The 13,931-nt window shown below is 74.4% G+C and carries 11 protein-coding genes; 2 read left to right on the top strand and 9 right to left on the bottom strand.

The features are described 5' to 3' along the window. Window positions 1–32 precede the first annotated feature (32 nt). Window positions 33–1,004: a TIGR01777 family oxidoreductase gene (locus ACWEQO_RS01990; RefSeq protein ID WP_452977812.1), complete on the bottom strand. Its 972-nt coding sequence runs from the start codon at window positions 1,002–1,004 to the stop codon at window positions 33–35. Between the two features lie 70 nt (window positions 1,005–1,074). On the opposite strand from ACWEQO_RS01990, the gene ACWEQO_RS01985 reads away from it, so the two are divergent. After that, window positions 1,075–1,566, top strand: a complete 492-nt coding sequence (locus ACWEQO_RS01985) for a GNAT family N-acetyltransferase (protein ID WP_361448660.1) — start codon at window positions 1,075–1,077, stop codon at window positions 1,564–1,566. Window positions 1,567–1,591: 25 nt separating this feature from the next. On the opposite strand, the gene ACWEQO_RS01980 is transcribed toward ACWEQO_RS01985, so the two are convergent. After that, a complete protein-coding gene (locus ACWEQO_RS01980; RefSeq protein ID WP_452977809.1) occupies window positions 1,592–2,776 on the bottom strand; it encodes a MarP family serine protease in 1,185 nt (394 codons plus the stop codon). A gap of 198 nt (window positions 2,777–2,974) precedes the next feature. Between ACWEQO_RS01980 and ACWEQO_RS01975 the strand changes: the two genes are divergently transcribed. Beyond that, window positions 2,975–3,958, top strand: coding sequence for a peptidoglycan recognition protein family protein (locus tag ACWEQO_RS01975; protein WP_452977806.1), 984 nt, complete (start codon window positions 2,975–2,977; stop codon window positions 3,956–3,958). Here the strand turns inward: ACWEQO_RS01975 and ACWEQO_RS01970 are convergent. The 7 genes from ACWEQO_RS01970 to ACWEQO_RS01940 all read right to left on the bottom strand — a co-directional run bounded on the left by ACWEQO_RS01970 (window position 3,925) and on the right by ACWEQO_RS01940 (window position 13,733). Continuing rightward, on the bottom strand, window positions 3,925–4,443 hold the full coding sequence (locus ACWEQO_RS01970) for a DUF4240 domain-containing protein (RefSeq protein WP_361448767.1): 519 nt from the start codon (window positions 4,441–4,443) through the stop codon (window positions 3,925–3,927). The two genes, ACWEQO_RS01975 and ACWEQO_RS01970, sit on opposite strands and share 34 nt — an antisense overlap. A 47-nt stretch (window positions 4,444–4,490) precedes the next feature. Further along, window positions 4,491–5,555, bottom strand: a complete 1,065-nt coding sequence (locus tag ACWEQO_RS01965; RefSeq protein WP_452977803.1) for a helix-turn-helix transcriptional regulator — start codon at window positions 5,553–5,555, stop codon at window positions 4,491–4,493. A 73-nt stretch (window positions 5,556–5,628) separates the two neighbouring features. Next, window positions 5,629–8,331: a pyruvate dehydrogenase (acetyl-transferring), homodimeric type gene (gene aceE, locus ACWEQO_RS01960; RefSeq protein WP_452977800.1), complete on the bottom strand. Its 2,703-nt coding sequence runs from the start codon at window positions 8,329–8,331 to the stop codon at window positions 5,629–5,631. Window positions 8,332–8,679: 348 nt separating this feature from the next. Further along, the gene (locus tag ACWEQO_RS01955) at window positions 8,680–9,069 is read right to left on the bottom strand and encodes a hypothetical protein (protein WP_452977797.1); all 390 of its coding nucleotides are present in this window, start codon (window positions 9,067–9,069) and stop codon (window positions 8,680–8,682) included. A gap of 138 nt (window positions 9,070–9,207) precedes the next feature. Further along, complete coding sequence (locus tag ACWEQO_RS01950; protein ID WP_361448678.1) at window positions 9,208–9,339, bottom strand: hypothetical protein; 132 nt, start codon at window positions 9,337–9,339, stop codon at window positions 9,208–9,210. Between the two features lie 57 nt (window positions 9,340–9,396). After that, the gene (locus ACWEQO_RS01945) at window positions 9,397–12,723 is read right to left on the bottom strand and encodes a cation-translocating P-type ATPase (RefSeq protein ID WP_452977794.1); all 3,327 of its coding nucleotides are present in this window, start codon (window positions 12,721–12,723) and stop codon (window positions 9,397–9,399) included. A 371-nt stretch (window positions 12,724–13,094) separates the two neighbouring features. Beyond that, a complete protein-coding gene (locus ACWEQO_RS01940) occupies window positions 13,095–13,733 on the bottom strand; it encodes a GntR family transcriptional regulator (protein WP_361448684.1) in 639 nt (212 codons plus the stop codon). Window positions 13,734–13,931: the final 198 nt, after the last annotated feature.

Genomic DNA, 13,931 nt, shown 5'->3' with positions numbered 1-13,931 from the left:
GAGGACCGCGGTTCAGGGGGGCTGACGGGGGATCACAGCGCCGCGCGGATCGCGCCGTCGATCTCCGGGAAGGCGAAACGGAACCCCGACTCCAGCAGCCGGGCCGGCAGCACCCGGGCACTGCCCAGAACGTCCCCGGCCATCTCGCCGAGCACGGTCCGCAACACCGGCGCGGGCACCGGGAACACCGCCGGCCGGTGCAGCACGCGCGCCATCGCCTTGGTGATCTCACGGTTGGTCACCGGATGCGGCGCGGTCAGGTTGAACGGCCCCGACAGCCCGTCGGTGTCGAGGAGATGACGCAGGGCGGCCACCTCGTCGTGCAGCGCCACGAACGACCAGTACTGGCGCCCGTCACCCAGCCGCCCGCCCAGTCCGGCCCGGAAAAGCGGGAAGAGCCTGGCCCACGCCCCGCCCTCGCGGGCCACCACAAGACCGGTCCGGGCGAACGCCGTCCGCACGCCCGCCTCCCGCGCCGGCGCCGCCGCGGCCTCCCACTCGACGCACAGCTCCGGCAGGAAGCCCGAGCCCGGCGGCGCGCTCTCGTCGACGGCCCGCTCACCGGTCTCGCCGTAGTAGCCGATCGCGCTGCCGTTGACGAACACCCGGGGCCGTACGTCCGGCGCGAGCCCGGCGACGGCCTCGGCGAGCGCCGCCGTGCCCCGCACCCGGCCGGTGCGGATCCGCTCCTTGTACGCGGGCGTCCAGCGCCGGTCGCCCACCCCGGCCCCGGCGAGATTGACCACGGCGTCGCACCCGGCGAGACCGGCCGCGTCCACGGTGCCGCGCTCCGGGTCCCACCGGACCTCGTCCACCGCACGCGGCTCGGCCCGCACCAGGCGCACCACCGTGTGCCCGTCGGCGGTCAGGGACCGTACGAGCGCGCCGCCGATGAGACCGGACGCACCGGCCACCGCGACGCGGGAAGACCCGGAAGGCCGGGAGGAGCCGGAAGGCCGGGAGGAGCCGGAGGAATCGGAGGACGCGGAGGAGTCGGAACTCATGGCGCCCATCCTGCCCGCAGCCCGGGCGGCACCGCGGGCGCACCGCGCGGGCGGCCGTAAAGTGACCCGCATGTCCGAGCCGTCGATACGCGCCGCCCGCTCCGCCGACGAGGGGGAGCTGGCCCTGCTGGACCGGGAGACCTGGTCCGTCCTGCACGCCGTCACCCCGCCGCCGCAGCCGCCGTACGATTCCTTCTTCAGCGAGCGCTCCGGCCCCCGCGACCACCTCGTCGCCGAGCACGCGGGCCGCGTCGTCGGCTATGTGCGCCTCGGCTTCCCCACGGAACTGCCCTCGAACGCGCACGTCCAGCAGATCCGCGGCCTCGCCGTCGCCGAAGCGGCCCGCCGCTCCGGCGTGGGCCGGGCCCTGGTGCGGGCGGCCGTCCGGGAGGCCCGGGAGCGCGGCGCGCGCCGCATCACCCTGCGCGTCCTCGGCCACAACCTCGCCGCCCGCGCGCTCTACGCGTCCGAGGGCTTCGTCGTCGAGGGCGTCCAGCCGGAGGAGTTCTGCCTCGACGGCGCCTACGTCGACGACGTGCTGATGGGGCAGTCCCTGCTCTGACCCCCGGCCCCGCCCGGACGCGGTCCTACGCCGCCGTCGGCTCGCCCGTGTCCACCGGCGCCGTGGCGTCCGCCGCGCGCCGCGCGTCGTCGGCGACCTCGTCCGCCGTCAGCACGTAGCCGGTCTCCGTGTCCGAGGTGGAGCGGGCGAACACCACGCCGTACACCCGGCCGTCGGTGGTCAGCAGCGGGCCGCCGGAGTTGCCGGGGCGCACGAGGGAACGGATCGAGTAGATCTCGCGGACGACCGTCCGGTCGCCGTAGATGTTCTGCCCCTTCGCCTGCACCCGGCCGGCGACCGTCGCCGCCCGCAGGTCCAGATCCCCGTCCTGCGGGTAGCCCGCGACGACCGCCGAGTCGCCGCGGACGGCGTCGTCGTCGAACCGGAGGACGGGCGCCCGCAGTTCGGGGACGTACAGCACGGCCACGTCCTTCTGCGGGTCGAACAGCACCACCCGGGCCTCGTACGCCCGCCCGACACCGCCGATCCGCACGGTCGGCCGGTCGATCCCGGCCACCACATGGGCGTTGGTCATCACGCGCTCCGTCGCGTACACGAAGCCGCTGCCCTCGCGGCCCTGGAGGCCCACGACGCCCTCGACCTTCACCGTGCTCCGCTGGGCGGCCCGGACGGCGGCCGCGGTGACGCTGTCTCCGGAGGGCTCGGCGACCTCGGCGGTCGACTCGTTCTCGAACGGGTTGAAGACCTGCGGGAAGCCCGCCTCGGTCAGCTCCGAGGTGGCCCGCGAGAACCAGGCCGGCGTGGTGTCCGGCATCACCTCGTTGACCGCGCCGAGCAGCCGCGAGTCGCGGATCGCGGAGGTGACCAGCGGGGACGAGGAGGCGCCCAGCACGGACGCGATCACCCAGGCCACGATCAGCACGGCCACCGAGTTGGCCGCGGCCCCGCCGATCCCGTCCGCCACCCGCAGCGGCCCCCGGTCCAGCTCCCGCCGCAACCGCAGCGCCAGCCGGCCCGCCAGTTCATGGCCCACCGCGGCCGGCAGCAGCACCGTGAGCACGGCCGTCACCGTCGCCGCGGTCGTCCCCGGGTCCACCGGCTCCATCACCCAGGGCAGGAGCCACACGCCGACGACCGCACCGCCCACGAAACCGGCCAGCGAGACACAGCCGGCCAGCAGACCGCGCCGGTAGCCGGACGCCGCGTAGGCCAGGACGAGCAGCAGCAGCAGAATGTCGAGCAGGTCCACGCACACCGCCTTTCTCTCGGACCCCCTCATACGTGGGGGAGGGGCCCGGTGATCAGCCGCACGCGCGTGGGACCGGCGACTTCACGGAAGCGGTCCCACGCGCGTGCACTCGGAAGAACGCGGCGGACCAGGGAGATGGTTCCACCGGTCGGCACAGCACACGTCGCGGACGGGGTGGATCCCGCCGACAGTGGAACCATGCGTGTCCTCAGGAGGCCGCGGGAGGCGTGGCGGCGCCCTGCTTCCCGGACACCCCGTGCCCCGGGCCCCACGGGCCTGCCCAGAGGCGTCAAGGTGCTGCTCGGCTGTGTGCCGGGCCTTGCCGCGGCCGTCGCCCTGGTGCTGTGCGCCTACGGTGTCGAACAGGCCGCGGAGTCCTCGGGCGCCCCCATCGCCCCCCGCGAGACGGCCGCGTACACGGCGCCCAAGCCGCCCATCGTGTCCAGAGCGGCCTGGACGGCCGGCACCGCCCACGACCAGCCGCCCCCGCGCTACGACGACGAGGTCGTCGCCGTCTTCATCCACCACACCGACTCGCCCAACGACTACGACTGCGCCGAGGCCCCGGCCGGCATCCGCAACGTCTACGAGGGCCAGACCTCCGGCCGGGACTGGGACGACATCGGCTACAACTTCGTCGTCGACCGCTGCGGCACCATCTACGAGGGCCGCGCGGGCGGGACCGACCGGCCCGTCACCGGTGCCCACACCCAGGGCTTCAACCACCGCACCGCGGGGATCGCCGCCCTCGGCACCTTCACCGCCGGGGTGCCGGTGCCGCCCGCGATGGAACGCGCGATCGCCGAGCTGGCCGCCTGGAAGCTCGGCCTGTCCGGCACCGACCCGCGCTCCGACGTCCGGCTGGTCTCCAGCAACGGCGCCAGCCGGTACGCGGCGGGCACCATGGCCGTGCTGCCCGCCCTCGCGGGCCACAGCGACGGCTACATGACCAGCTGCCCGGGCGCCGCCCTGCAGGCCCGCCTCCCGGCGATCAGGCAACGGGCCGCGGAACTGCAGGGCCGCCGGCCGGGCGCCCGGCAGCAGGAGGACAGCCGGGTCGCGGGGTCCTCCGGGGGACGGGCCGAGGGACAGGACGGGGGACGGAGCGGGAAACAGCACGGGGAGCCGGGCGGGGAGCAGCACGGGAATCAGGACCGGAACCGTTCCCAGAGCCGGGGGTAGCTCTCGGCGAGCAGGGACTCGTTCTCGAAGTCGACCGGGGTGCCCTCGGGTTCCGCGGGGGCCGGCGGGAGGTCCAGATCGGGCGCCACCGCGCCGGTGAGCTGCTCGTACGCCTCGTCCGCCGCGTAGCCGAGGTCCTCGGCGTCGCCGTCGACCTCCTCGTCGAACTCCTCCAGCAGGCCGGCCAGGGCGTCCGGATCGTGCAGCGCGCCCTCGAAGACCTCACGGCCCTGGCCGATCAGCCAGCACCGGAAGAAGTCGAAGGCGTCGTCGCTCGCCCCGTCCAGCAGCACCCAGGCGGCGCCCCACAGGTCCCAGCGGTAGGCGCGGTGATAGCGGGACTCGAAGTGCCGGGCGAAGTCCAGGACCGACTCCGGGTCCAGCCGCGCGAGCCGCTCCACGAGCAGGTCGGCCTGCTCCTCCGGGTCGCCTCCGGCGTCCTCGCGGGCGGTGTCGACCAGCTCCCAGAACTCCGTCTCGTCCATCACGCGTCAAGCATCGGCCCTGGGACCGGGGGACGCACCCCGGAGTGTCACCCGGATCGCTCAGGGCCGGCGTCGGGGGTGTCCCTCCCGTACAGCCGGGCCAGCCGTACCGCCTGGGCGGCGAACCGCTCCCGCAACGACGCGGGCGCCAGCACCTCCACCTCGGGCCCCAGCGCCGTCAGCTGGGTGTGGGCGACCTCCTCGGACTCCACCGGCAGGGTCACCGTCACCCACCCGCCGCCGTCCCCTCCGCGCTCCCCGGCCGCCTCGGCTGCCTCGGTCAGTGCCTCCCGCGCGGCCGCCGCGGCCGACGCCTCGACGGAGTGCGGCAGCACGCGCACCCCCTCGGGCGACAGCCGCACCACCACCTCCGTGCGCAGGATCGAGCGGGCGAACTGCTCCGCCCGCTCCTCCCAGAACGCGGGCAGCTCGAACTCCCGGTCGCGTTCGAAGCGCGCGGGGCGCGCCGGGTCCGGGCCGGCCGGCTCCACCGCCGTGAACCGGTCGACCCGGTACACCCGGAACGCCTCCTGCCCCGCCACCCGCGCGCACAGGTACCAGACGCCCGCCTTGAGCACGAGCCCGTAGGGCTCCAGCTCCCGCACGACCTCCCGCCGGTGCTCCCCCGCCCCGCGCAGATAGCGGGCGGTGACCCGGCGGTCGTCCCACACCGCGTCCGCCACGGCCGGCAGCAGCTCGGGCGTCTTCGGCTCACGGAACCAGCCCGGGGCGTCCAGGTGGAAGCGCTGCGCCGCCGTTTGCGACGCGTCCCGCAGGGAGGGCAGCAGCGCCGCCGACACCTTCAGCCGGGCCGCGGAGGCCGCGTCCTCGAGCCCCATCTCCCGCAGCGCCCCCGGCACCCCGGACAGGAACAGCGCCTCCGCCTCGCCCCGGGCCAGCCCGGTCAGCCGCGTACGGTAGCCGCCGACCAGCCGGTAGCCGCCGATCCGCCCCCGGTCCGCGTACACCGGCACGCCGGCCTCGGACAGCGCCTGCGCGTCCCGGGTGACCGTCCGCTCCGACACCTCCAGCTCCCGCGCCAGCTCGGCGGCGGTCATGGAGGGCCGGGACTGGAGCAGCAGCACCATCTTGATCAGCCGGGCAGCACGCATACGGCCCATCATGCAGCAGGAGGCCCCCGCCGCAGCGGGGGCCTCCTGCCTCGGACCGATGACGTCCGGGTGCCTACAGACCGTACTTCTCGCGCGCTTCCTTCACGGCCGTCACCTGCACCTCGCCGCGCCGGGCGAGCTGCGCCAGGGCCGCGACGACGATGGACTCGGCGTCGACACCGAAGTAGCGGCGGGCCGCCTCACGGGTCTCCGACAGGCCGAAACCGTCGGTGCCCAGCGAGGTGTAGTCCTGCTTGACCCACTGCGCGATCTGGTCGGGAACCTGGCGCATGTAGTCCGAGACCGCCAGCACCGGACCCTCGGCGCCCTGGAGCGCCTGCCGGACGAACGGCACCCGCTCCTCGCCGCGCAGCAGCGCCTCGTCCGCCTCCAGGGCGTCCCGGCGCAGCTCGGTCCAGGACGTCGCCGACCACACGTCGGCCGCCACGCCCCACTCCTCGGCGAGCAGCTGCTGCGCCTTCAGCGCCCAGTGGATCGCCGTACCCGAGCCGAGCAGCTGGATCCGCGGGGCGTTGGCGGGCGCCGTCAGCCCCGCCGACTCCGCCGTGTTGAAGCGGTACAGGCCCTTGAGGATGCCCTCGTCGACCCCGGCACCGGCCGGCTTGGCGGGCTGCCGCAGCGGCTCGTTGTAGACCGTCAGGTAGTAGAAGACGTCCTGGTCCTCGTCCGGGGCGGCCGCGCCGTACATCCGGCGCAGACCCTCCTTGACGATGACGGCGATCTCGTACGCGAACGCCGGGTCGTACGTCAGCGCGGCCGGGTTGGTCGCGGCGATGACCGGGGAGTGGCCGTCGGCGTGCTGCAGGCCCTCACCGGTGAGCGTGGTGCGGCCGGCGGTGGCGCCGACGAGGAAGCCGCGGCCGAGCTGGTCGCCGAGCTGCCACATCTGGTCGGCCGTGCGCTGCCAGCCGAACATCGAGTAGTAGATGTAGAACGGGATGACCGGCTCGCCGTGCGTCGCGTACGACGTCGAGGCGGCGATGAACTCGGCCATGGAACCGGCCTCGGTGATCCCCTCGTTGAGGATCTGGCCGTTCTTGGCCTCCTTGTAGTACATCAGCTGGTCGCGGTCGACCGGCTCGTACGTCTGGCCCTTGGGCGAGTAGATGCCGAGCGACGGGAAGAGCGACTCCATGCCGAAGGTGCGCGCCTCGTCGGGGACGATCGGCACCCAGCGCCTGCCGGTCTCCTTGTCGCGGACCAGGTCCTTGACCAGGCGGACGAACGCCATGGTGGTCGCCACGTTCTGCGAACCCGAACCCTTGTCGAAGGCGCTGAACGCCTTGTCGGCCGGGGCCGGCAGCGGGGCGACGGGGTGGACGCGGCGGGCCGGGGCCGGACCGCCGAGAGCGGCGCGGCGCTCCTGGAGGTAGCGGACCTCGGGGGAGTCGGCGCCCGGGTGGCCGTAGGGGACCTCGCCGTCGACGAAGTCGCTGTCCCTGATCGGCAGGTCGAGGCGGTCGCGCATCGCCTTGAACTCGTCCACCGAGAGCTTCTTCATCTGGTGGTTGGCGTTCTTCGAGGCGAAGCCCTCGCCGAGGGTGTGGCCCTTGACCGTCTGGGCCAGGATCACGGTCGGCGCGCCCTTGTGGGCCAGGGCCGCCCTGTACGCGGCGTAGACCTTGCGGGACTCGTGGCCGCCGCGCGAGAGGTGGAAGCACTCGAGGATCTTGTCGTCGCTCAGCAGCTTCGCCATCTCGACGAGCGCCGGGTCCTTGCCGAAGAAGTCCTCGCGGATGTAGGCCGCGTCGCGGGTCTGGTACGTCTGGACCTGCGCGTCGGGCACCTCGCGCAGGCGGCGGACGAGCGCGCCGGTGGTGTCCAGCTGGAACAGCTCGTCCCAGGCGGTGCCCCACAGGCTCTTGACCACGTTCCAGCCGGAGCCGCGGAACAGGGCCTCCAGCTCCTGCACGATCTTGAAGTTGGCGCGGACCGGACCGTCGAGGCGCTGCAGGTTGCAGTTGACGACGAAGGTCAGGTTGTCCAGGCCCTCGCGGGAGGCGAGCGTCAGGGCGGCGGTGGACTCCGGCTCGTCCATCTCGCCGTCGCCGAGGAACGCCCACACGTGGGAGTTCGTCAGGTCCTTGATGCCGCGGCTGGTCAGATAGCGGTTGAACCGCGCCTGGTAGACCGCGGAGATCGGGCCGAGGCCCATCGACACCGTGGGGAACTCCCACAGCCAGGGCAGCCGCCGCGGGTGCGGGTACGAGGGGAGGCCGTCGCCGCCCGCCTCACGGCGGAAGTTGTCCAGGTGCCGCTCGCCGATCCGGCCGTCGAGGAAGGCGCGGGCGTAGATGCCGGGGGAGGCGTGGCCCTGGATGTAGAGCTGGTCGCCGGAGCCGTCGGCCTCCTTGCCGCGGAAGAAGTGGTTGAAGCCCGTCTCGTAGAGCCAGGCCGCGGAGGCGAAGGTGGCGATGTGGCCGCCGACGCCGTACTTGCTGCCGCGGGTCACCATCGCGGCCGCGTTCCAGCGGTTCCACGCGGTGATGCGGGACTCCATCGCCTCGTCGCCGTCCACCGCGGGCTCGGCGGAGGTGGGGATGGTGTTGATGTAGTCGGTCTCGAGGAGCTGCGGCAGTGCGACGCCGGCCTCCTCGGCGCGCTCCAGCGTGCGGCGCATCAGGTATGCGGCACGGTGCGGTCCTGCGGCCTCGGTGACGGCGTCGAGGGAGGCCTGCCACTCGGCGGTCTCCTCGGGGTCGCGGTCCGGGAGCTGATCCAGCTCGCTCGGCTGGATGGCCTTGGGGTCGGTCATGTCGCCGCCTTCCTCAGTCGAAGGGGGTTCCCTCATCGGTAAGGGTTCGGGGGTGCCCTTGGTCTATGGCAGGACAGGGCTGGGGCTCTGGTGGAGACCCCGCTGGCGACAATAACCCGCTGATCGATGATCGATCAAAGGTAGTGGGCCGAAAAAGTCTCGATATCAAGAAATTGGCATCCTGTGCCGGAGAACCCGGCACGCGGTGCCGCGTTTTCCCTGCTCATCCGAGGGGTGACCGGCCGATTCGGGCGGGGTGCGGGCCGGTTCGGGCGCGCTGCACGCGGGCGGGGCCGAGCGTCCCGGGGCATCCGGGCGTTCGGCCCCGTCGAGGTCCGGGCGGGACCGTCAGGCGGTCGCCTGCCGCGGTGGCGTCGCGGTCTCCGTCCGCTCGGCGTGTTCGTGTCCCTGGCGCTGCCGTGCCGCCTGCTCACGGGTGATCACCTCGGTGGCGGCGCCGACGGCGACCGCGACCGGCCAGCCGATGGCCCCGGCGGCGGTCATGCCGCCGAGGACGCCGTAGAGGACCAGCTTGCGGGGCGAGGGGAGCAGGGACGTGGCCTTGGACGCGGGTGCGGCCTTGCGGACGTTGGGGAACTTGTCCCCCGGGGTCACGTAGGGGATCGGAACCCGGGCGGTGCGCAGGTGCAGCAGCTTGCCGCCCGTCTGCTTCCCCTCCGGGTGTTCCGCCGAGGCCTGCTGTTGCGGTGGCTGGGTCTGTGCTTCTGGGGAAGTCATCTCCGTCCTCTCCTGCCATGAGGCGTGAGTGGCGAGGGGTCTTCCTGGCCGCATTCCATCAATGCACGCGAATAAACCCGTCCGAACGGACGATCCGGGCAAGCCGGTTCGGGTGATGCGGTTCGGGAGGGGAGCCGCTCAGGCGTGTGCGGCCGCCGGGTGTCCGCCCGTGCCGAAGGCCTTCCAGAGATGGACGGCCAGCCGGACCACTGCGGCCTCGAGCAGGGCGACCGCCACCTGGGTCAGGATCGTGGTGAAGATGTGCGGCATGGTCCGCCGCCTTTCGTGTGTGTCGTGCCGGGTACGACTCCTTTGTCGGCCCCGATGTCATCCGGCAGGCTGCACCCGGGTGTTCTGCAGGTGAACTTTTCTCGGCGTCCCGGCGGCGCCCCGCGCCGCGAGGGGCACCAGCACCGACCCCGCCGCCGACGCCAGTGCGATCGTCCAGGCCGCGGGGCCCAGGGGCCGGCTGCCGAAGAAGTGGCTGAGCCCCGGCACGCTCACCACCACGCCCAGCACCACCAGGGACCCCACCGCGGCCACGGCCACCACCGGATCACGGCCCGCGTCCTGGAGCGTCTGGAACAGCTGGGAGGTCACCAGGGCGACCAGGGCGACCGTGTCGGCGCGTCCCCGGGTGCCGGTGGCCCGGGCGACGATCCAGGCGGCCGCGGCCGCCGCCGTGGTGACGGCGGCACGCAGCCGGATGTGACGGATCAGGGCCTTGCCGAGCGAGGCCTCCGGGCCCTCCGCGAGCAGCCGGTCGGGGTGGTCGGCGGGCGGCCGGGCGGCGATGGCCATGGCAGGCAGCATGTCCGTGAGCAGGTTGACCAGGAGCAGCTGGCGGGCGTTGAGCGCGCTGCGCCCGGTGAACAGCGTGGTCGCCAGCGTGAAGGCGATCTCCCCCAGATTGCCGCCGAGCAGGATGCCCAGCGCCCTGCGCACCGAGCCCCACATGGCCCGGCCCTCGACGAAGGCGTCGACGATGGTCTCGATCCGGTCGTCGGTGACGACCACGTCGGCGGCGGCGCGGGCCGCCGACGTGGCCCGGGAGCCGAGGGCGATGCCGACGTCGGCGATCCGGATGGCGGGCGCGTCGTTGGCGCCGTCGCCCGTGACGGCGACGGTACGGCCGGCCGAACGCAGCGCGGTGACGATACGGACCTTGTGCGCCGGGGTGACCCGGGCGAACACCGTGATGTCCGGCAGCCTCCCGGCGAGCGCCGCGTCGTCGAGGGCGTCCAGCTCCGCCCCGGTCATCAGGCGCGGCTCCTCCCCGGGCCGCAGCTCCCGGGCGATCGCGGCGGCGGTGCTGGGGTGGTCGCCGGTGAGCATGACGATGCGCACCCCGGCCCGCGACAGCCGGTCCACGCTCTGCGCGGCGGTGGACCGCACCGGGTCCGCGAGGCCCAGCAGGCCCAGCAGGCACAGCCCGTCGACCGCCTCGTCGCCGAGGTCCCCCGGACCGGCGGGGGCGGCGCCGTCCCGCGGCGCACCCGCGGGCAGGACCCGCTCGGCGACCGCGAGCACCCTGAGGCCGCGCCGGGCCAGCCGGTCGATCTCCGCCTCCGTCTCCGCGCGCAGCCGCTCGCCGAACGGCTCGGTGGCGCCGTCCCGGCGGACCCGGTCGCAGCGGGCCAGGACGATCTCCGGCGCGCCCTTGACCACGATCCGCGCCTCGCTGTCGGACCGCCCCAGCACGGCGTGGTAGCCGCGCCCCGGCTCGAACGGCAGCTCGGCCAGCCGCTCCCAGACGTCCGTACCGAGCCCCGCGGCCCGGGCCGGGGCGGCGCCGAGCGACCCGGCCCCGTCGGCGATGGCCCGGTCGGTGGGATGGGCGAGCGTCGCGGCCTCGCCCGGCGGACCGGCCAGGACGGCCGTGGCGACGATCCGGCGCAGCGCCGGGGTGAGCCGGCCGGGACCCTCGCGCCGCAGGCCGTCGGAGACCTGCCGGAGGCTGATCCGGCCCTCGGTGAGCGTGCCGGTCTTGTCGAAGCACAGCACGTCGGTGCGGCCCAGCGCCTCGATGGTGGAGGCGCTGCGGACCAGGGTGTCGCGCGCGGACAGCCGGCGGGCCGCGGCCAGCTCCGCGACCGTGGCGACGAACGGCAGCCCTTCCGGTACGGCCGCCACGCACAGGCTGACCGCGGCCCCCAGGGCGGCCCCCGGGGGGCGCCTGCGCAGCAGATCGACGCCGAAGAGGACCGCTCCCGCGGCGACGGACAGCGGCAGGAACCACCGGCCCAGCGCCTTCAGCCGCCGTTCCACCCCGCTCTCCGGCGGCCCGCCCTCCGGGCCCGCCTCGGCCGCGCTGCCCGCCTCGGTGGCGGTCCCGGTGGCGACGACCACGCCCAGCGCGTGGCCGGCCGCCACCGTCGTGCCCTCGTAGAGCATCGAGGTGCGGTCCGCGACCGCCCGGGCCGCGGTCGGCGCGGCGCTCTTCACGACGGGCAGCGACTCGCCGGTGAGGCTGGACTCGTCCACCTCCAGGCCCTGTGCCCGCACCACCCGACAGTCCGCCGGGACCGAGTCACCGGCCCGCAGTTCGATCAGGTCCCCGCGCACCAGGTGCTCGCCGGCCGTCTCCACCGGTTCCGCCCGGCCGGGGCGGCGCACCCGCACCCGCACCGAGGTCGCCTCGACCAGCCGCTCGGCCGCGCTGTCGGCTTGCTGCCGCTGCACCCCGCCGACCAGCGCGTCCACCCCGAGCACCCCGCCGATCAGCACGGCGTCCAGCACGGAGCCGAGCGCCGCCGAGACACCGCCGCCGATCGCCAGGACGGGCGTGAGCGGATTGGCCAGTTCCTCCACGACCCGGCCGATCAGGGAGCCGGTCCCCTCGTGCCGGTCACGGCCCGCGAACTGCCTGCGCCGGGCGGCCTCGGCCTCGTCCAGTCCCTGGGACGAGGTGCCGACCCGGGACATCACCTGGCGTACCGCCATGGCGTGCCAGGGGGTGTGCCCGGCGGCCGCCGGGGCCGGACGTCCGTGCAGCCGCCACCCCGCCCAGAAGCCCGCGGCGACCGAGGCGATGCCCACCCCGTCGGTCACCAGACGGGCCCGCGCCCAGGCCCCCGGGCGGGCCACGAGCAGGGTGAGAGCCGAACCGGCCACCGCGCCGGCGCCCTCCAGCCGGACGCACAGACGGCCGATCCGCCGGGCTTCCGGCAGGGCGGTCAGCAGCAGGTGGACCACATCGGGCGGGGCGGTGACGTCGGCGTCCCACGGCACGTGCCGCGGGACGGCCACCGACCCGATGCCCAGGTCCGCGCGGGCCAGGGCACGCCGGGTCCGTGCCGAGACCACCGCGACCCCGTGCCCCTTTGCCTGGAGGGAGCGCACCAGGGCGACGGTACGCCGGTGTCCGGTGGACACGGCCTCCTCGAGCCCGAACCGGAGGTGCAGCCCGGGCGGTCCGCCCACCAGCAGCACCTCACCGCACGCCCGGGCGGCGCGCACCAAGTGGTGTGCGAGCGGGTGCAGTCGGGGGACCAGCGCGGCCACGGCCACCGGCGTGCCCGCCCGCAGGACGAGCACGAGCCGCGCCCCCTCCTCGGCCCACCGCCGGGCCCGCGCGGTCTTCTCCGCGGCGGCCGTCCCGGTGAGGAGGAGGCCGCCGAGGGCGTCCTCGGAACCGGTCTTCGGGCCGGGCAACGGCCGTAGCTCCCAGCCTCCGGACCGCGATCTGCACGCCTCTTGGGGTCCGCCGGAGGCCGGGCGCACCCGACCGCGGCGCCGTCCCGGCCGACGCGAGCGCCGCCGGGACGGCGGTCAGACCCCGCGCGAGGGAGCGCGCCGCCGAGACCGCCGCGGTCATGGCGCCGCGCGTCAAGGACAGCTGTGGCCGGATCACACGGCCTCCACCACCGGCCGACGGGGACGTTGCTCGCCGCCCTGGGGAACGACACGGTTCTCACCAGTATCGGCAGGTTCCGGCGGCTTCGCCCGGTGTGGCGGGCACGACGGACCGGGCGGACGGCGCCGGGACCGGAAGGGGCGGGTACGGAAGGGGCGGGTACGGGAGATCAGGCGGGGGCGTCGGCGGCGTGCGGGGCGCAGCCCAGCACATGCTCCTTCACCAGACGGCCGATGTCCGGATCCTTCCGCCGGAACGCCGCGACCAGCTCCTCGTGCTCCTCGGCGTAGGACTGCTGGACCGTGCCCAGCCAGCGGATGGACAGGGCCGTGAAGACCTCGATGCCCAGGCCCTCCCAGGTGTGCAGCAGCACCGAGTTGCCGGCCGCGCGGACCAGCTCACGGTGGAAGGCGACCGTGTGCCGCACCTGGGCCGTGCCGTCGGCCGTGCGGTCGGCCTCGTACAGCGCGGCGACATGCGGCTCCAGCGCCGAGCAGTCCTCCGCCAGCCGCTCCGCCGCCAGCTCCGCGGCGATCGCCTCGAGACCCGCCCGCACGGGGTAGCTCTCCTCCAGGTCGGCGGCCGAGAGGTTCCGCACCCGCACGCCTTTGTTGGGCGCCGACTCGATCAGCCGCAGCGACTCCAGCTCGCGCAGCGCCTCCCGCACCGGTGTCTGGCTGACCTCCAGCTCGGTCGCGATCCGCCGCTCCACGATCCGCTCGCCCGGCTGCCAGCGCCCGCTGATGATCCCTTCCAGGATGTGCTCGCGGATCTGTTCGCGCAGCGAGTGGACGACGGGCGCGGTCATGAGTGCTCCTTGGACAGGGCTCGTGAATCCGGGGCAGCCGCCCGAAAGGCCCCGTCGAGGGGCGGCGGACGGACGACGGACAGGACCCTTGAGGGCGATCGACCCTTAGACAATACGGCTGACACACCGTCCGGGAGGGGCGCAAGGGGCGCTTTCGCCCAGGTGAGACGAGGCTTACACGGCGCGTACGACGCGGCT

Source organism: Streptomyces sp. NPDC004051, assembly GCF_053604275.1.
Note: the sequence above shows the minus strand (reverse complement) of the source record. Positions and strands in the feature narration are given on the sequence as shown.

Excerpts from the sequence above, each read along its gene's own strand:
- ACWEQO_RS01990 (WP_452977812.1), bottom strand. The coding sequence starts at position 1,004 with ATGAGTTCCGACTCCTCCGCGTCCTCCGATTCCTCCGGCTCCTCCCGG.
- ACWEQO_RS01985 (WP_361448660.1), top strand. The coding sequence starts at position 1,075 with ATGTCCGAGCCGTCGATACGCGCCGCCCGCTCCGCCGACGAGGGGGAG.
- ACWEQO_RS01975 (WP_452977806.1), top strand. The coding sequence starts at position 2,975 with ATGCGTGTCCTCAGGAGGCCGCGGGAGGCGTGGCGGCGCCCTGCTTCC.
- ACWEQO_RS01970 (WP_361448767.1), bottom strand. The coding sequence starts at position 4,443 with ATGGACGAGACGGAGTTCTGGGAGCTGGTCGACACCGCCCGCGAGGAC.
- ACWEQO_RS01965 (WP_452977803.1), bottom strand. The coding sequence starts at position 5,555 with ATGCGTGCTGCCCGGCTGATCAAGATGGTGCTGCTGCTCCAGTCCCGG.
- aceE (WP_452977800.1), bottom strand. The coding sequence starts at position 8,331 with ATGACCGACCCCAAGGCCATCCAGCCGAGCGAGCTGGATCAGCTCCCG.
- ACWEQO_RS01955 (WP_452977797.1), bottom strand. The coding sequence starts at position 9,069 with ATGACTTCCCCAGAAGCACAGACCCAGCCACCGCAACAGCAGGCCTCG.
- ACWEQO_RS01950 (WP_361448678.1), bottom strand. The coding sequence starts at position 9,339 with ATGCCGCACATCTTCACCACGATCCTGACCCAGGTGGCGGTCGCCCTG.
- ACWEQO_RS01940 (WP_361448684.1), bottom strand. The coding sequence starts at position 13,733 with ATGACCGCGCCCGTCGTCCACTCGCTGCGCGAACAGATCCGCGAGCAC.